This is a genomic window from Chitinophaga sp. 9-1-y (assembly GCF_059511905.2).
On sequence record NZ_CM197955.1, the window covers coordinates 4,483,747 to 4,502,343 of the forward strand.

The window sequence follows — 18,597 nt, forward strand, 5'->3', positions numbered from 1 at the left end:
TTATTCATTACCGGGTTTATATCTCCGGGTGGCCATGCCCAGTCTTTTAGCGATTTGCAGGGCCAGGGATTTGGGGGACAATACTTTCATTTGTTCTCCAAATCCCATAATTTCTCTCTCCAGTTCAAAGTTCCGGACTACTTCAATACTGATAATAGTACTGCTTTCCCCTTCTTTGATGACCTGCTGGGAATGGTGCAGGGGTTTGGTGAGCACATACGGGGCATGCTTATTATCTATTTCCAGCACTATTTTATGTGCCACATCTTTCTCTGATTTAGTTACCCCGATGAGATCTCCAAAGTATTCTTCGAATGGGACGCCGTTATAGGGAACAAATTTTTCCTTTGGTAATTCCTGTAATGTCACGATCCTGTCCAGCGCCATGGTAGTAAGCTGCGGAGACTGTTTGGTGCGGGTAATGAGGAACCAGCGGTTACGGTATTCTTTCAGCAGGTAGGGATAGCAGATATGTTGCTGTGCTTTAGTGGCTTTGAATGATTTATATTCTATCAGTAAGGCTTTGCGGTGCAGGGTGGCCTGGTACAGGGGATTGATATGGGCTAATCCCAGCAACTGGTGGTTATTTTCAAACTGGATACAGTTGCGGTGTGTATCCGTAGATTTATAGAGATTATTTTCCAGGCGGGCAATCATTTCGCTCATATCATCGAAGTAGCTGAAGCCATTGAATTGTTTCAGCACGGATACTATTTCCTTCATCTTGTCTACGTCTCCTTCGTTAATAGGCGCGTTAGTAATACTATACGAGGAATCGCTGTAGCTATAGTATTTACGGTCTTTCACCACAATGGGCGCATTATATCCCAGTTTATCGCTGCGCATCAGTTGAATATCCGCCTGGATAGTACGCTTGCTGACGCCGGAGCTGATACCTTCTGCATTATATAATACATCGGCTACTTTCTCTATCAGGTCTTCGAGGGTCCACTTACGATAGCGGTTACGCAAACAATCATCGATGGCTTTATACCGGATCAGCGCCAGTTTATTAATGGACATACACGGATTTTATACAAAGAAAAGAAAATTCTACGCAATCTATCTGCGCAGTTGACCTATCTCAAAAAATAATTATCTCACAAATTAATGATTATCATCTACTTAAAATATTTTTTCAAACTTTTTTTAAGTACGCAAGTATACTGCGCACTTGTGCTTGCATCTTTGTGTCATCGGAAGCGGTCAAGTAAATGTTACTTCAACTCACTGTTAATGAACATTCATCATTACCGCCGAAGATTGGAAAAACAGTAGCTTAATGGTAAAGCAAAGTCCTGATAGTTTTAATATTACCAACCGGTCAATTAAAACTTATTGCTCACTAAGATTTGGAATGTTGGTTCGAGTCCAACCTGTTTTACGAATACCGAGGTCAATTGTTGCTTACTTCATTTTTTTGAGAAATAGCCACAACATTACCTGGTAACTTATAACAATGTACTGGGAAAAGCAGTAGTTGAATGGTAAAACACCGTCTTGAATAGTTTTAACATTACCGGCAGGTCAATTAAAACTTACTTCTCACAGGGAGGCGGGGATGTTGGTTCGAATCCAACCTGCTTTACGATAATCGAGGTCAATTGTTGCTTACTTCATTTATTCCAAGAAATAGCAACAACATTATCTGATTCTTAATAACAACTATCATGAACACATTATTACGCGTAGGTTTACGTCAGCAGTCCATTTTTATTCCTGAAAATATTTTGCAAGCCAACGATGCATATCTTGCCCCTACTACCGCTTTACTGGTAGCGAACCTGGCGAAGCTGGGGTTTGGTGTAACCGAGCCTTTATTGCAGGTATTGAATAAAACCACACCTGCCTACCAGGCTACTATACTGGAAACATTCCAGGATGTGATGGGCGTGAATAAAAACTGGACACCCCTGATTAAAAACTGGGAGATTCCTATAAATGTAAATCTTTCGGCTTACGTCATCACCTGGTTCAATAACATATTTCCCCGCTATGGTCACTTACTGGCCTGTGGACACACTATTCCGCGGGATGCCTTTCCACTGGAGCGCTATAACGGATGCCCTTTCTGCGGTACACCGCTGGAAGCCGGTACCATAGAAAACTATGGACAAAACGATAAACTGCGTGTGCTGGATCTTTGGACCAATGCGTCTGCATCTGCCTACCTGCAGGACTTATTAACGTCCAAAACAGCATTGGATGCTACCCAGGTAGATAGCCTGAAATCCTTGCTGTCTGTGCTTCCTTTACCAGAAGTAAAGATTGGTATGAAAGAAACACTGGTAGCCGTGGTGGATATATTGATTGAACGCAACGAAGCGGACAAAGCTGCCGCGTTGTTTACTACGCCTACGGATATACTCCGTTACCTGTGGTATAAGCATACCGGCTTCCTGCAGCTGATAGCGCCTAAAACCATTGTTAAGCGGAAAATAAAAAACCTTTCCAACTTACCGGCTTACAGCGCCCATGAAAAATTGATGACCCAGAAGCTGAAGCTGAAATACAGCCGCCGCGAAGGTATCATGGTAGCCGGATGGTTAAATAACATGACCATGGATGCGGCCGCGATGTGCGAAAACATGCACCCTAAACGCGGCATGTGGGTACGCTTCATCCGGGCATTACGCCTGGCCGAATTCAGCCAGCGCGCAGGATTTGAGCAGTTGCGTACGGTGATTGATAAATTTTACCGGGAAGATTATACCGTATGGCAGGGGGCGTTGAACCATTTTCGTTTACGCTATGATGTGAACAGTACTATGTACCTGTTGCAACAGCGTCCGGGATTATTTGCCCGCTCCCTGTTTGCCAATATACTGTGGTTCGGACCTGCGCCGGTAGCCGCTGCATTCGGTAACATTGTAGATAAAGTGCCTGCCCGTTTGCTGTTTACCTTGCAGATGTATGCAGATTATTATTTCGATAAAACCGCTACCCGCTCTGTAAAACCACTGGGGGGTGTCAGCAAAAGCATACCGGCCAACCGCCTGTTAGGGATGTACGACGATAAACAATTGGCAGAGATGCGGGAAGCAGTAACAACACTGTGTTTGCAGGCCATGACCAAACGTTTTGAAGCACAGGCCACTACTGCCAAAAGCATGTACATCGCGCCGGAGTTGTTCAAAATACCGTTGTCTATCGGCGACCGTAGCGAACAAATACAGGACCTGCCAGCTGCGTTGATGGGTACCCGTTATAAATTAGACGGAGATAAAATCATCCTGTTCATGCAATGGGGTAAAGGATTACGTGCCCAGCACCTGGATATGGACCTGAGCTGCCGTATCGCCTACGACGAAGGGCTGGACACCTGCTCTTTTTCAAGACTGCAAACTACGGGGTGTAAACATAGCGGTGATATCCGTTCTATTCCACATCAAGTGGGTACGGCGGAATATATTGAAATAGATATACCAGCATTGGCAAAGGCTGATGCCCGTTATGTCACCTTTACCTGCAATGCGTATAGCGGCGGGGAAATTACGCCTAACCTGGAGCTGGGATGGATGGATAGCAAACATCCAATGAAAATCTCCGAAAAAACAGGCGTAGCCTACGATCCATCCTGTGTACAGCATATGGTACGTATCACCCGCGGACTAACCAAAGGCCTGGTGTTTGGCGTACTGGATGTGGCGGCAAGAGAAATCATCTGGTTGGAAATGCCGTTCGACGGACTGTTAGTACAGCAGCTGAACCTGGTGAATGTAAAAGCGACCCTGAGAAAACTGGGAAACAAGCTTTCCATTGGTCAGTTACTGCAAATCAAAGCAGCAGCACAGCAGTTAACGGTCACCGACCAACTGCCAGCCGATGAGGTATACACCCCACAATGGGCCATGAATACCGCCGCCGTGACACAGCTATTTATTGATTAATTTGTTAACCTATATTCCACAATAGCAGCCGGGCATATGCCTGCGCTGCTATTGCCATATCTGCATTTTTTATCCCTTCCCTCATCATTTTTCTAAAAATCGTGTTATATTCATATCATTGTCATACATGAATAAATACCGATTACTGTTTCTCCTTATTGCCACCCCGGCTGTATTGAACGCTCAGCTTAAGGACAAGGCCGATTCCACGGCTACTGTTTCCGTGCCCAGGGGCTTCTTTGATAATATCATGTATTATCTAAAGCATACCAATGTGGAGAAGAAAAAGAAGAAAGTAGATCTCAGCTTCATTGGTGGCCCGGTATACACGCCGGAAACCAGTGTGGGCATTGCTGTGATGATGGCCGCCCAATACAAAACTGATAAACAGGATTCCCTGCTGCCCGTTTCCAATGCCGCTATCTACGCCTCTGTGGCAGCTACCGGCTTTTATGGAGTAGGCATCAGCAATACTACCATTTTTCCGCACGACCGCTTCCGGCTGGCCCTCAAAGCCTCCTTTAGCTCCCGTCCCAACAAATACTGGGGCGTTGGTTATGATGCCGGCGAGAACAAAGATAATTACAGCAAATTTGTACAGCTCACCGAAAAAATGCAGGCCGATTTCTCCGTTAACCTAAACGGCAAATTATTCGCAGGCCTCTGCGCTCAAATTCAAAATGTACAAACGAAAAAGCTCGATACCACGGGCGGCAAACCCTTTATGCTACCAGAAAAAGTACTGGGCATAGGCGCCGGCCCCTTCATCGTTTACGACACCCGCGATTTTATTCCCAACGCCTACAAGGGCGTATATATACGCCTGGGCTATCGCTTCTTCCCTTCCTTCTTCGGTAACAAAGCAGTGTTCTCGCAGTTCGACCTGCAATTCGACTGGTACAAAAAATTATGGAAAGGCGCCGTTTTAGCGACCGACCTCTATGCCGAGGAACGTAGTGGCGATGTGCCCTGGAGCCTACTGGCAGAAGCCGGCGGCTCGAATCGTTTGCGTGGCTATTATGAAGGCCGCTTTCGCGATAAAAACTATGCCGCCGCACAAATAGAACTTCGTCAGCGGATCTATAACCGCAGTGGCGTGGTGGCCTGGGTAGGCGGTGGTAACGTATTTCCGGAATTCAATGCCTTCGAATTCCATCAATCCCTGATCAGCTATGGCATCGGCTACCGCTGGGAATTCAAAAAAAGAGTCAATATCCGCCTGGATTATGGCAGAGGAAAAGACCAATCCGGGTTCTATTTCGGGATTAACGAAGTATTTTAGGGAGATGGATCATGCATAGCGTTCACCGGCGTCCTGCGCCGCTGTACATCGCTTTTGTATGAAGATAAGTTCCCCGGGGTTATAACAAAACTTTAGACGTTCTCCCCATACAGGCCATCCCTATTTCCGATAATTTGCCCCTATGAAACTGTCCATTTCCAGTACCCTGCTACTGCTGTTCCCGGCCGCCCTGATGGCGCAACAATCCCTTTCAGGCAACGTGAAAGATGGCGCTACTGCAGTGGTGCTACCCGGCGTCAGCCTGCGTAATATCACTACCGGAAAAACAGTGATCACAGATGAGCAAGGCGCTTTTCAAATAGTGAGTCACCCCGGAGATACACTACGCTTCTCCATGATCGGATACCTCCCACAACAAGTGGTGATCACGAAGGAACTATTCAGCTTATCTTCTCTCTCTATTCGTATGCAACAAGGGGTGATTACCCTGCAACAACAGCTGGTACGCGGCCGGAACTATGCCAACGACTCCTTGCGCTTACGCGAGGAGTATGGAGCCTACTTCAAAAAACGGCAGAACTGGCGTATAAACCTGCTGATTCCTCCCGATAGCAATCAGCCACTATACGATCAGTTTCATACCATGCGGGAGCATGTTAACCTGCATCAATTATTTACCAACTTGTCCTTCCGCCGTAATAAGCAACGGGCGGCTTTCCGCAGGCAATTACTGGAAAAAGAAAGTGAGGATTATGTACAACGCAGGTATGACCCGGCTCTGGTACAAAAAGTGACAGGACTGCAGGGAGATAGCCTGGATTATTTTATGGAACACTACCGGCCAACGCCCGCTATTCTGGCCAGCAATACGTATGATGTATCGGCGTATATCAAAAAATTATATCAGCAATATAAAGACAGTATAGATAAGGTGGTAGCTGAGCCTTAATGGGTTACTTCTCCCCTCCTTTATTCCCTTCCATCTGCTTAATAATATTATTTACTTCCGCTTCAGTAGAACGTAATTTCTGCTGACAGAATTCTATCAGTATGGCGGCGCGCTTTACTTTTTCTGCCAGGAGATCTACGGAAACGGCTTCATTCTCTATTTCAGCCGCTATTTCCTGCAATTCATTATAGGCGGTTTCATATGTCAGTTCCTGGTTCATGCGTAGTTTTTTTTGAAGTAATAGTGGCTTCCAGTGAGGCATCCGGCAATACCACCCTGATGTGGCTGCCCGGCTGAAGTGTACTGGCATTTGACAGTACCTGTCCATCCTGGTAAATCATGGCGAAGCCGCGTTTCAGGATATTGGCAGGACTCATCAGTTTGAATAAGGTATCGTAATGGGCAATTTGTCCCCGTTTATTTTGTATATACATCCGGCTGAAAGACCGGAAGCGGGCAACCATATTGTCGAGGTCATTGAGCCGGTTGGATACGGTGATCCGTGGCCGCTGCAGCACCGCATTTGACACCGCCAACAACTCCCGGTGGCGATTCAGTAAAACAGCAGAAGAGTGCTGTAACACCGTATTTTTGATACTATGCAGCTCCTCTTTATGACTGGCCAACAATGTTCTGCTTTGATTGATAATGCTGCTGTTCAGCGCCGACAGTTCCTGGAAATGACCGGAAAAAAGCTGCTGGGAGCGGATCACGATGAGCTGTTGCATCGATACCAGGGCTTCTTCAAAACTCCTGTTATGTGCAATAATCCATTCCGCCGCTTTGGTAGGCGTTTTGGTAGCCGTATGTGCCATCATATCCGTGATGGTTTCATTTTTCTGATGCCCGATTCCTGTAATCACCGGGATGGGAAATTTAGCTACTGCACGGCCTAAAATAAATGTGTCGAAAATAAGAAAGTCCGTTTGTGCGCCACCACCACGAATAATTACGACTGCATCATAGGGTACCTGGCTGTTGTACACATCTATCAACCGCTGCTGTACCAATTCCGCTTTGGTTTCACCTTGTACTACCGTAAAATAATTATCGATGATAAAAGTATAGCCGAAATGATTGTGCTCCAGCGTATGCCGGAAGTCCTGGTACCCGGCAGAATTACCGGAGGTAATAACTGCCAGGCGCTGTATTACCCGGGGGAGCGGTAGCTGGTTATTACGCGTCAGGTAGCGGTCGCCCACTTTACGGATAAAATCTGCGCATTCATTGGTGAGCCGTAACAGCGTTTGTTGCTTCTGCTGTTCCAGCAAACCGATTGTAAAACTGGTATCAATATCCAGTAAAGCAATTTGTAATCCGTGTACCTGGTGATAGCTCACCGATACCCGGATTAATACGTGAATATCGTTTTTAAATGGTTGCCCGGTAACGATTTCAAATTCCTTAATCCGTATAGCGCCGTTGCCCCAGGCTACCGCCGACACTTTTGCCACGATACCACCTGCTGCCAAATCTTTTTCCACCAGGTCGAAATAATGATATCCCTTTTGCTGGTAAAAAGAATGATTGGTGACATCTGCTACCACCCAATACGTTTGCTCAGCAAACACGTTGTGGAGCGCCTGCTGTATTTTACTGGTAAGTGCGGAAAGCTTTATAGCGGGTGAGTCGTTCATTAATGGGGTAAAGATAAGTAAACGTTTATTTCCGGAGAAGAAGGGAATAAGCGGGAAATCTAAAAAATGTATATATTGCTGTTCATTGAATAATGGAAAAGATCATTGGTCAACCAAAATACGTAACAATCACTTAATAAAAGACTTATTCCCTTTTATATATTTTTGCGCCATGAGAGAAAATGAGCAGATAAAATTGCTTTTTCACAGGATCTGCTATGAGAACAATATACAGGCGTATAATGAATTATATGTTAGTTTATGTGCGCGGCTGATCCACTTTTCTGCTTCCATTGTTTCCTCTTTTCACCTGGCAGAAGAAATTGTGTCGGATGTATTTATCTCCTTATGGCAAAAAAGAAACGACTTATTACACGTACAAAACCCCGTCGTGTACCTGTATGTAAGTACTAAAAATCTTTCGCTCAACACCCTGCAGCAACAAAAAAGGCATCAGCATCATTCCCTGGACGATATCAATACCGACATCCTGGCCATTGCGCCGGATGCGGAAAACGGGATGGTATCGGCGGAAGTATCCCAAAAAATTGAAAGGGCCATTCGCAGCTTACCAGCCCGCTGCCAGCTGATTTTCCGTTTAATCAAACAAGACCGTTTAAGTTACCGGGAAGTAGCGGAGCTGCTGAATATCTCTACCAAAACAGTGGATGCCCAGCTGACGATTGCTGTTAAAAAAATATCCCAGGCCATCCGCTTTGACCTATCGGATGAAACGGCGCAAACCTACCTCCGGATTGACTCTTAACTTTTTTTATTTTTCTTTAGGGAATTTTCACCGGTTTATTTGTCCTTCTTATAGTGGGAAGGACAAAAGTTACTATTCACCCATCAAATGAGGTCGTTATTTGTCCTTAACTGAAACTATGGATCAGGAAAAACTGTACACATTACTGGCCCGCGAAATGGCCGGCATATTAACGGAAGACGAGGCAGTGGATTTGCAGCAGCTATTGCAGCAATATCCTGATGCCAGCTATATCCGTGAAGTATTTGCACAAAACTGGGTACCTGCCGGGAAACAATATACCGGTCCACAGGTACAGCAGCTGTTGGAGAAGCACCAATTGCGGATGCAGGCTTTAACAGCGGCGGCCGACATCAACGAACCGGTGAAACGCCGGATCTGGGGATGGTATGCCGGCATCGCCGCCAGCATATTGGTAATGCTGGCTATAGGCGGCTGGTGGTGGTATCAGCCATCCCATAAAAAGCCTGCTGAGCTGGCGCAAATGGTTACGCCTAAAAGGATGCGTTCACAGGTATTATTACCTGATGGCACCCGGGTATGGCTGAATGCGGACAGTAAACTGGACTATCCAAAACAATTTGCCGCACATGGGCCCCGGGAAGTAACACTGGAAGGAGAAGCCTTCTTTGTGGTAACCGCAGACGCAGCGCGCCCTTTCCGCGTACACACCAAAACCTTCCACGTAAGGGTATTGGGCACCTCGTTTAATGTAAGGGCGTATCCGCAGGAAGACAGCGCCGTTACCTCCCTGGTACAGGGCGCCGTGGAAGTAGTATTGGAGCAGGCGGACAACCAGGTGGTATCTCTCAAGCCCAATGAAAAGCTGACCGTTCCGGTACAGCAGCCAATAGCCGAAGTCCGTACAGTGGCGGCGCCGGCGCCTATCGTGATTTACAAAAGTAAACTCAGTCCTGTTCAGGACAGCGTGTTAACAGAAACCGCCTGGGTACAAAACAAACTGGCATTTAAACACCTCGAACTGGAAAAAGTAGCCGTTATGCTGGAAGAATGGTATGGGGTGGAAATAGGATTTAAAGACAATCGGAAAAAACAATTATACTTCAGCGGCGTATTCGAATCAGAGAGCCTGGAACAGGTACTCAATGCGCTGGAAACCACGTTATCATTCACCTGGCAAAAAGATGCTGCCGGAAAAATATGGATTCAATAAATAAAAAGTTCACTTAGTATCAGACGCACGAAATAAAATTAAAACAGGTTCATTAAATAGCAAACAACTAAAACAGTAACACCGTAAACAAACAGCTTTAACAAGTAAGCTTTTAACCGAAAAAAAAAACGGGAAATGTTCGCACCATTCCCCGTCCAAATATCGGTTAACAGCATTGTATTGGGTAAACTTTCCATCAACAATTATTAACCAACAAAACAAATGTATGAAAAAAAGTACAGTGGACAATTGGCTTCCGCCTAAGCGGAAGTTGTATAAACTGTTGATCTTTATGAAGCTTTCTATGCTGCTGCTCACCGTTGCCTGCCTGCACGTCAGCGCATCGGTACATTCGCAATCGACCATCACGCTAAAGCTCAGCCAGGTACAACTGGAAAAAGCGCTGACGTTGCTGGAAAAAAACAGCCATTACCGGTTTGTTTACAATGATGATAACCTGCCACAAAATCACAAAGTATCACTGGATGTGACGGATGGCAGCATCGATATGGTATTAAATCAAATACTGGATAATACTTCCCTTCGCTTCCGGAAGATGTCGGACAACCTGATCGTGATTGCACCGGCAGCCGTGGTGAGCAAAGATGTCACGGTAAAAGGACGCGTAGTAAACACTACCGGAGAGCCATTACCCGGCGTAAGCGTGCGGTTGAAAAACACCAGCATAGGCGCCACCACCAATGATAAAGGAAACTTTGAATTAAAGGTGCCGGAAAATGCTATCCTGATACTCACCTACATCGGCTTCGACCAGCAGGAAGTATCACTGAATGGCCGGGAAACGCTGACCATTACCATGGAACCTTCCAAAAGCTCTATGGAAGAAGTGATTGTAGTGGGTTATGGCACCCAGAAGAAATTAAATGTCACCGGCGCTATTGACCAGATTTCAGGTAAACAACTGGCAGCGCGGCCTATTGCCAACGTGATGCAGGGTTTGCAGGGTCTGAGCCCTGGGCTGAATATCAGTTATGCAGGCGGCCGTCCCGGACAGGTGCCTAATATCAATATCCGTGGTATTGCCACTATCGCCAGCTCTAACGGGATGGTAGCACCGCTGATCATTATTGATGGTATTAATGCCTCTACGGACGATATGATGCGACTCAATCCTACAGATATCGCCTCCATTTCCATTTTGCGTGATGCCGCCTCTGCAGCCATCTATGGCGCCAGAGCTGCTTTCGGCGTGATCCTGATTACTACCAAACAGGGTACTACCGGTGGTAAACAATTGGTAAGCTATAGTAATTACTTTGCCATGTCCCGCCGGACCGTAATGCCGGAAGCCGTAACGGATCCCTACATCTACTCCCGCGTGCTGGAAACAGCTACCAACAACACCCCCTGGGATTACGTAAACTTCTCTGACGAATATTATAAATGGGCAAAAGAAAGATCCGATAATCCTTCATTGCCGGATACCAGGATTGACCCCAGCGACCCCACCAAGTGGGCTTATATGGGTAGCAATAACTGGAATAATTACTTCTTCAGCAGAAATAATTTCTCTCAGAATCACAGCATCACGTTAAGCGGTAGCGCTGAAACGGCGAAGAAAGTGCCTATCAGCTACCTGTTGTCGGCCGATTATACCAAAGAAAATGGGTTGAATAAACTGGCCAAAGATGACTGGGGACGTACCGGCATGCGCGCCAAGATCAATGTGAAGCCTATAAGCTGGTTGCAGGTCGACAATAACCTGAGCATTTACCAGACAAAAGCAGATGCGCCTACCTATAACATTACAGATGTATACTACCTGGCTCCTACCCAGGTGGCCGTAAATCCTGATGGTACCTGGGCGAACACCGGCGCCGGACGCCTGGCTGCCCAACTGGTAGATGGTGGACGCAATACCGCCACCCGCTTCGGATTCCAGGATGTGATCAAAGGAGTGGCTTCCCTCCTCAACAACGACCTCCAGATTACGGGCGACGCCAGTTTCAAAAGAGAATTATGGAAATACCATATCGACCAGAACTATTTTAAAATTGGTTATGGTCCCAATGATATCCGCCAGGAAGGTAATAGTGCCGTCACTGAAAACAATTCTTACGTCAAACAGGATGTTTTTGATTTATACGCCAATTACCATAAAACCATTGGGAAAAATCATAACATCACCTTGTTAGCTGGTTATAACCAGGAGAATTTTGAGGCGCAGACAATTAATGCTTCTCAAAAAGATATCATCACACCATCGCTGCCATATTTGTCCCTTACAAGTGGGGTGGCTGCTGTAGGAGGGTACTATGACTCCTACGCCATCAGAAGCTTTTTCGGTAGAATCAATTATACTTTTAAAGATCGCTATATCATAGAAGCCAATGGCCGGTATGATGCGTCTTCCCGCTTTCCTTCCAGCAATCGTGTAGGGCTATTCCCTTCCGTTTCTGCCGCCTGGATAGCCAGTGAAGAAAAGTTCATTAAATCAATTCCCCAGATTTCTGTGCTCAAATTCAGGGCTTCGTACGGTAGCCTGGGTAATCAGAATGTTTCTAATTTCGGTTATCAGTTTAACCTGCCCACTGGGAAATCTTCTTACCTGATAGATGGCAATCCCGGTCAAACAATAGTTACGGGTGCACCTCCACTGAAAGTAGATCCCTCTACCTATACCTGGGAAATGGTGACCACCACCAACGTTGGTACAGATATCGGCTTCCTGGATAACAGGTTCCAGGGATCTTTCGACTACTTCGTGCGTAATACAACTGGTATGCTGGCACCTGGTCAGGAATTACCAGGGGTATTAGGTACCCTGGCACCTTATAAAAATGCCGCCGATTTATCAACCCGCGGATGGGAACTCATGCTGGGCTATCGCAATGATTTCAACGTAGGTTCCAAGCCATTTAATTTTGGGGTGAAGGTAACCTTGTCTGATGATAAATCTAAAATCACCCGCTACAAAAATGATCAGCAATTATTCAGTGGCAGATACTATGCAGGTCAAACATTCGGTGAAATCTGGGGCCTGACTAACGATGGTTATTTCAAGAGCAAAGATGATGTAAAGAGCCTGAATGAATCTGCTATCGTACCCTGGGGAGCATTGGAAATAGTAGAAGGATGGCCTAAATACAAAGACCTTGATGGAAACGGAAAAATAGAACAGGGCCTTTCTGCCAAAGATCCAAAAGACCTGAAAGTAATTGGTAACACCAGCCCCCGCTATCGTTATGGTATTAACCTGGATATGAACTGGAATGGTTTTGATCTCTCCGTGTTTATGCAGGGCATCGCTAAAATGGATTATTATCCTCACCATTACTTGTTCTGGGGACCTTTGCAACAGCCTTATGCGAATGTTTATCCATGGAACCTGGATTTCTACCGCGCTACAGCAGATAATGATGCGATGCGGGCACAACACAGTGCTTCCTATATCAAAGCAGGACTGGCTGATGCCAATACCAACTCCTACTACCCGGTTATGCAGGCATGGCTGGCAGATAACAACAACGGGAAAGGATTGGATATTCCGCAAACCAAGTACATGCTGAATGCAGCTTACCTGCGTATCAAGAATCTGACGATCGGATACACCTTACCGGCATCTCTTACCAAACGTTATAACATTAGCCGCTTACGCGTATATGTTTCCGGGGAAAACATCTTTGAGTTTTCTGCCATCAAGAAATACGTAGATCCGGAAGCCATTATAGATGGCTATGGATGGGCCTATCCTTACCAGCGTAAATATGCCATAGGATTAAATCTTGACCTGTAATCCCGGATCTTTAAAAATTACGACATGAAAAAAATTACTTGCTATATTTTACTTGGAATGCTTTTAGGCACTTCCTGCAAAAAAGATTTCCTGGACCGATATCCGCAGGATAAAATACCCGCGGACCAGTTTTTCAAATCAGAAACAGATCTTTCCCTGTACATCAACGGACAACTTAACCTGGCAAGTACCTGGCAGTACCTGGGAGATCAAAGCAGTGATAACACCGGCTCTACCGCATTATTGGAAATAAAAAACATGATGACCGGTACGCCGACCTCTCAGAGCATTACCAGCGGCTGGGATTGGGGCACCCTGCGCAACCTCAATTTCTTCCTCGACAATTACAATAAAGCCAATGCCACCCAGGAAGCAAAGGATCATTATGCAGGATTGGCCAGATATTACCGTGCGATGTTCTACTTCGGTAAAATCAGTCGCTACTCCGATGTTCCGTGGTATGGTAAAACATTGCTGCCGGAAAGCCAGGATCTGTATAAAGGCCGTGATCCGCGCGCGGTAGTGGTGGACAGTATGATGGCCGACCTGTTATTTGCTGCTCAGCACGTACGCGAAAAAGTGGCCTCCGGTACGCCGAATGTATGGGCAGTGAGGATGCTCTACGCACGTATTGCACTCTATGAAGGCACCTTTCGTAAATATCACCCGGAACTGAACCTGCAATCTACCGCCGGCCGTTTCCTGGATACCGCCCGGATACAGGCACAAGGCATTATGAGCTCCGGCAAATTTAGCATCTACAACACCGGCAATCCTACCAGTGACTATGCTACTTTATTTGCCAGCCAGGACCTGTTAAGAGTCAATGAAGTGATATTGACCAATCCTAACGACTATGTAAAAGGCAGCAACGGTAATATTAACGGCTATGTATTCGGGGATTATGAGCAGTCGCCCTCTCGCGACCTGGTACAAACTTACCTGATGAAAGATGGCACCCGTTTTACGGACATTCCGGGTTATGATAAATTCCAGTTTACACAGGAATTTCAAAACAGGGATCCCCGTATGGCGCAAACACTGGCGGCACCAGGATTTACCCGGGCAGGCGATAAGGCTCCTTATATTCAGCGTCTTAACAAAAACTTTACCGGGTATCACCAGGTGAAAGGGTATTTTAATACAACAGATAATACGATTGCCGGCAACATGGATTTTCCGGTATATCGTTATGCGGAGGCCCTGCTCGTTTATGCAGAATCTAAAGCAGAACAGGGTTCCCTGACCCAGGGCGACCTGGATCAATCAGTGAATTTGTTACGTGCCCGTGCAGGCATGCCAGCCCTGAATCTTGCTATCAGCAATGCTAATCCTGACCTGGTGCAGGCAGCCAAATTCCCTGATGTTACCGGTCCTATGAAAGGTGTATTACTGGAAATCCGTCGCGAAAGAAGAGTGGAATTTGCACTGGAAGGTTATCGCTATGATGATCTGATGAGATGGCATGCCGGGAAAACCCTGGAAAAAATTCCGGAAGGCATGTATTTCGCAGGCCTTGGTAAATATGACATGACAGGCGACGGTGTGGAAGATATTATCCTGATTGATAAAAGCACTGACATCCCCACAGAAGATAAAAAAGAGAAAAATTCATTGGGCGTCACCCTTGTTTACTACAAAGCGGGTAATATAGGAGATGATGTAACGGTTTACCTGAAAAACGGCACTGCCGGCGGAAACATCGTAACGGAAACGAACAAACGCACCTTCCAGGACCCAATGTTCTACTACCGTCCTATCCCTTACACGCAGGTAGCACTGAATCCTAACCTGAAACAAATCTTTGGCTGGCAATAAACAACCCGATGAACAGAAGAGATATCCTGAAACATACAGGCCTGATGGCAGCCGGCACCCTACTGGGGCCGGCCGCCCTGAAGGCAGGCACGGCGGACAATGGAAAACGTAAACCCGTGCTCACCGTAGCGCATATAACGGATGTGCATATACGTGAAGATCTCAACGCTCCTGCCCGATTCAAAAAATGCCTGGAGCAGGTAAAAAGCAAAAACGTCGATTTCTTCCTCAATGGCGGCGATGCCATCTTTGACGCATCCTATGACAATGTAAAAAGAGAACGGGTTACACAGCTCTGGAGCATCTGGGACGACTGCATCAGCAGCCTGAAAAACTTTGAAATTTTCAGTTGTATTGGCAACCACGATATCTGGTGGAAAGCCCCCGGTAAAGACGATAGCATGTATGGTAAAGACTATGTGGTAAAGCGACTCAACATACCACATCGTTACTATAGCGTTACCCGCAAAGGCTGGCATTTTATTATCCTGGATGGGAACAATGATAAAGTATCGCTCGACGAAGAGCAATACCAGTGGCTGGAAAAAGACCTGCAACAGCTGCCGGCCGGCACCCCAACCCTGGTGATGTCGCATTACCCGATACTGGGCATTACGCCCATATTGGTTGGCGGCGGCCATTCCGATCATCAGCGTTTGAAAACCTTGTTTTTTCAGCACCGCGACAAAGTAAAGGTTTGCCTCAGCGGGCATAACCACCTTGCCGACAATGCGGTGTACAACGGCGTGCGGTACTGCTGCAATGGCGCCATGAGCGGCTTCTGGTGGGGCGAGGGCGATAAGGAATCTGCCGGTAAAGGTTATTACCTGGAAACACCTCCCGGGTATGCTATCCTGAAATTATATGCCGACGGAACGGTAGAAAATGAATACATCGCTCATACCGAGTAAAAGTTTAAAGCACAACAGCGCACTACGGGTGCGCTGTTGTTGTATATATAAACCCTGCTCCTTATGCTACGGAAACCTTGATAACTCGTTGCGCTCAAATACCCACTCCGGCGTTAGTAACTTACCGGTAAAAGCGGCCGGATACCACGGCGTATCATTCCCGGGATTTTTTAACACATGTATCTGTTGCGCCGGCATATAGCTTTGCGCCAACAGAAACAACCGCTCCCCTTTCGCGTTTTCTGCCACATCCATTACAATCACGGCATGACCGGGTGAACCACCTTTTATAAATACATCGCCGGGCAATAGGGTACGTGTATCCTTCACCGGTAGTAGTGTTTTACTGAGCGACAAAGTGCCTGCCCAGGAAAATACAGATTCAAGATATTGGGCAAAGCAGACCGGCCCACTGTTGGCGGCCGCCTGTCGTACTTTCTGTAAATGATTTTTCTGCAATACAAAACGGTCTCCTTTCATCCAGTCGCTGTAGTTCATTTTAGTGCCGTCTGTTGCATTAAAACTGATTTTTCCGAAAGCACCGGTGGCATATAAATATTCTGCATACAGGCGAATCACTGCATCTGCACATTGTTGCAGGTCTTTATTGCCAACAGAAATATTCAATACCGCGTATTGCGCCTGTTGATTGCGTTTTAGCTGTCCGTTATAGAGATATACCCTGTTGTCAGGATTCAACTGCACAAACCGCAGCCAGGCGCCAAAAGTACCGGGTGCCTGCGGCAGCCGTTTATAACCTGCTGGCAGTGGAATGTCTGCCACTGATTTCGTATATACGCTGTTGTTAGTTGTTGCCTGAACGGGCAACCATGAGCAGGCTAACAAACAAGCAATCATCATCGTAACAGGCTTCCGGGTTATTCTCATCTCCAGGCGTTTTACAGAAGATGCAGCTGCTCTTCCTTTCCATAAAAATATTTTAGGGAGATAAATACCTTCGGGCGCTTGTTACTATCCGGGTATGGGCGCCAAACACATATAAATAATATAAAATATCACTGCATTAATAAACCCGGTTTATTCAAATCCCGATCTGAAATTTTACCTTTGTCTGCATGTCGCTATTTATTACATCATTGAATTCGGGAAGCAACGGGAACTGTTATTACATTGGTAACGACCACGAAGCGGTATTGGTAGACGCCGGCATTTCCTGCCGGGAAACGGAGAAGAGAATGACCCGTCTGGGACTGTCAATGAAAAAAGTAAAAGCGATCTTTATATCGCATGAGCATATAGATCATATCCGTGGGGTAACGGTGCTGGCTAAAAAACACCAGTTACCGGTGTATATTACCCCGGCTACCCTCTCCCATGGCGGGTTGGTGCTGGATCCACTCCTGGTTATGTCATTTAACCCCTATGAGCCGGTGGAGATAGGTGGGTTAACCATCACAGCTTTCCCTAAATTTCACGATGCTTCGGAACCACATAGCTTTATTGTAGCTGGCAATGCCGTAACAATCGGGGTATTTACTGATATCGGTGCACCCTGTGAGCACGTGATCCGTCATTTTCAGCAATGCCATGCAGCCTTCCTGGAAGCCAATTATGATGAAGAAATGCTGGATAAGGGCCGGTACCCGTATTACCTGAAAAATCGTATCCGGGGTGGTAAAGGGCACTTGTCCAATACGCAGGCGCTGGAAATATTCAATAACTACCGCCCGGAATTCATGAGTCTTTTGCTGTTGTCCCATCTTTCACAGGACAACAACAACCCGGACCTGGTACAGTCGCTGTTTGATAAACATGCCAATGGCACCGGGATTGTGGTAGCTTCCCGTCACCGGGAAACCGCGGTGTACCGTATCGTTGCTACCAACTCTGGGGATATGCCTGCAGGAATGCCGCTATCAACGGCCACAACGGAAGTGCCACCAGGAAAATTATTTTAGCTGTTGTACGTTTTTTTCCAAAAAACAATCCTCCCAGTAAATACAAATAGAAAAGCAACAGGGGTACTACCACAGGGCTCAGCATAAAAGCGGCGAAGAACAGGTTATCCCATTGCTCTCCCGGATGAATAGGATCATAACGGCGCGTCCAGAAAAAGGGCCGGAGATGATGTTCTTCCACATACTGATTAAACGCCTCCACACTCTGGAAAGTAACAGCCGTACAGGTAGTTTCATCCACAATGAGGTATACGCCGTTATCCCGTTCTCCGATAATATGGTTACGGTAAAAATACCATACATGGAAATAAATGCTGTCTGATGCGGCATCCGGGCATTTAAGCCATTGTACCTCCGCCCTGTAGGCGCTGGTACCATCATATTCCATCCTGTTCCCGCCGGGAGTGGGCTTTACCCAGGCAGAAAGTCCGCTGCCATAGGCCGCCTGTAATATCAAACAATTGAGGATTATCCATAAAAAACGCATGCTGAACGGGTTGCTTAACGAGGCGTGAAAATAGGCAAATCTATTG

At 46.4% G+C, this 18,597-nt stretch carries 14 protein-coding genes and 2 tRNA genes; 11 read left to right on the forward strand and 5 right to left on the reverse strand.

Features of this window, described 5'->3' with window-relative positions; all coding sequences use genetic code 11:
• Positions 1 to 1,023 (reverse strand): WCX domain-containing protein, encoded by a 1,023-nt coding sequence (locus AC5ZC7_RS17585; RefSeq protein ID WP_496157601.1) that lies wholly within the window; start codon positions 1,021 to 1,023, stop codon positions 1 to 3.
• A 245-nt stretch (positions 1,024 to 1,268) separates the two neighbouring features.
• Between AC5ZC7_RS17585 and AC5ZC7_RS17590 the strand changes: the two genes are divergently transcribed.
• The 5 genes from AC5ZC7_RS17590 to AC5ZC7_RS17610 all read left to right on the forward strand — a co-directional run bounded on the left by AC5ZC7_RS17590 (position 1,269) and on the right by AC5ZC7_RS17610 (position 6,082).
• Positions 1,269 to 1,384: transfer RNA gene (locus tag AC5ZC7_RS17590), tRNA-OTHER, on the forward strand.
• A gap of 86 nt (positions 1,385 to 1,470) precedes the next feature.
• Positions 1,471 to 1,588, forward strand: a tRNA-OTHER gene (locus AC5ZC7_RS17595).
• Positions 1,589 to 1,670: 82 nt separating this feature from the next.
• Positions 1,671 to 3,890 (forward strand): hypothetical protein, encoded by a 2,220-nt coding sequence (locus AC5ZC7_RS17600; protein WP_496157600.1) that lies wholly within the window; start codon positions 1,671 to 1,673, stop codon positions 3,888 to 3,890.
• 127 nt (positions 3,891 to 4,017) lie between these two features.
• Positions 4,018 to 5,172 carry a BamA/TamA family outer membrane protein gene (locus AC5ZC7_RS17605; RefSeq protein ID WP_496157599.1) on the forward strand — a complete coding sequence of 385 codons (1,155 nt, stop codon included), beginning with the start codon at positions 4,018 to 4,020 and terminating at the stop codon, positions 5,170 to 5,172.
• Between the two features lie 142 nt (positions 5,173 to 5,314).
• Positions 5,315 to 6,082: a carboxypeptidase-like regulatory domain-containing protein gene (locus AC5ZC7_RS17610; protein WP_496157598.1), complete on the forward strand. Its 768-nt coding sequence runs from the start codon at positions 5,315 to 5,317 to the stop codon at positions 6,080 to 6,082.
• A gap of 4 nt (positions 6,083 to 6,086) precedes the next feature.
• Here AC5ZC7_RS17610 and xseB read toward each other — a convergent pair whose 3' ends face one another.
• Positions 6,087 to 6,302, reverse strand: coding sequence for an exodeoxyribonuclease VII small subunit (gene xseB, locus AC5ZC7_RS17615; protein WP_496157597.1), 216 nt, complete (start codon positions 6,300 to 6,302; stop codon positions 6,087 to 6,089).
• Positions 6,280 to 7,719: an exodeoxyribonuclease VII large subunit gene (gene xseA, locus AC5ZC7_RS17620; RefSeq protein WP_496157596.1), complete on the reverse strand. Its 1,440-nt coding sequence runs from the start codon at positions 7,717 to 7,719 to the stop codon at positions 6,280 to 6,282. Before xseA ends, xseB begins: the two co-directional genes overlap by 23 nt.
• A gap of 172 nt (positions 7,720 to 7,891) precedes the next feature.
• Here xseA and AC5ZC7_RS17625 point away from each other — a divergent pair, with 172 nt between their 5' ends.
• From AC5ZC7_RS17625 to AC5ZC7_RS17645, 5 genes are all read left to right on the forward strand, one after another.
• A complete protein-coding gene (locus AC5ZC7_RS17625) occupies positions 7,892 to 8,485 on the forward strand; it encodes an RNA polymerase sigma-70 factor (RefSeq protein ID WP_496157595.1) in 594 nt (197 codons plus the stop codon).
• 118 nt (positions 8,486 to 8,603) lie between these two features.
• Positions 8,604 to 9,659 carry a FecR domain-containing protein gene (locus AC5ZC7_RS17630; protein WP_496157594.1) on the forward strand — a complete coding sequence of 352 codons (1,056 nt, stop codon included), beginning with the start codon at positions 8,604 to 8,606 and terminating at the stop codon, positions 9,657 to 9,659.
• A 226-nt stretch (positions 9,660 to 9,885) separates the two neighbouring features.
• Entirely contained in the window at positions 9,886 to 13,416 is a 3,531-nt protein-coding gene (locus AC5ZC7_RS17635) for a SusC/RagA family TonB-linked outer membrane protein (RefSeq protein ID WP_496157593.1), read from the forward strand.
• Positions 13,417 to 13,440: 24 nt separating this feature from the next.
• Positions 13,441 to 15,234 (forward strand): RagB/SusD family nutrient uptake outer membrane protein, encoded by a 1,794-nt coding sequence (locus tag AC5ZC7_RS17640; RefSeq protein ID WP_496157592.1) that lies wholly within the window; start codon positions 13,441 to 13,443, stop codon positions 15,232 to 15,234.
• A gap of 8 nt (positions 15,235 to 15,242) precedes the next feature.
• Positions 15,243 to 16,145: a metallophosphoesterase gene (locus AC5ZC7_RS17645; protein ID WP_496157591.1), complete on the forward strand. Its 903-nt coding sequence runs from the start codon at positions 15,243 to 15,245 to the stop codon at positions 16,143 to 16,145.
• Between the two features lie 66 nt (positions 16,146 to 16,211).
• Here AC5ZC7_RS17645 and AC5ZC7_RS17650 read toward each other — a convergent pair whose 3' ends face one another.
• Positions 16,212 to 17,033 carry a DUF4846 domain-containing protein gene (locus AC5ZC7_RS17650; RefSeq protein ID WP_496157590.1) on the reverse strand — a complete coding sequence of 274 codons (822 nt, stop codon included), beginning with the start codon at positions 17,031 to 17,033 and terminating at the stop codon, positions 16,212 to 16,214.
• 188 nt (positions 17,034 to 17,221) lie between these two features.
• Between AC5ZC7_RS17650 and AC5ZC7_RS17655 the strand changes: the two genes are divergently transcribed.
• Complete coding sequence (locus AC5ZC7_RS17655) at positions 17,222 to 18,064, forward strand: MBL fold metallo-hydrolase (protein WP_496157589.1); 843 nt, start codon at positions 17,222 to 17,224, stop codon at positions 18,062 to 18,064.
• Here the strand turns inward: AC5ZC7_RS17655 and AC5ZC7_RS17660 are convergent.
• Positions 17,985 to 18,551: a hypothetical protein gene (locus AC5ZC7_RS17660; RefSeq protein ID WP_496157588.1), complete on the reverse strand. Its 567-nt coding sequence runs from the start codon at positions 18,549 to 18,551 to the stop codon at positions 17,985 to 17,987. The genes AC5ZC7_RS17655 and AC5ZC7_RS17660 overlap by 80 nt on opposite strands.
• Positions 18,552 to 18,597 lie beyond the last annotated feature (46 nt).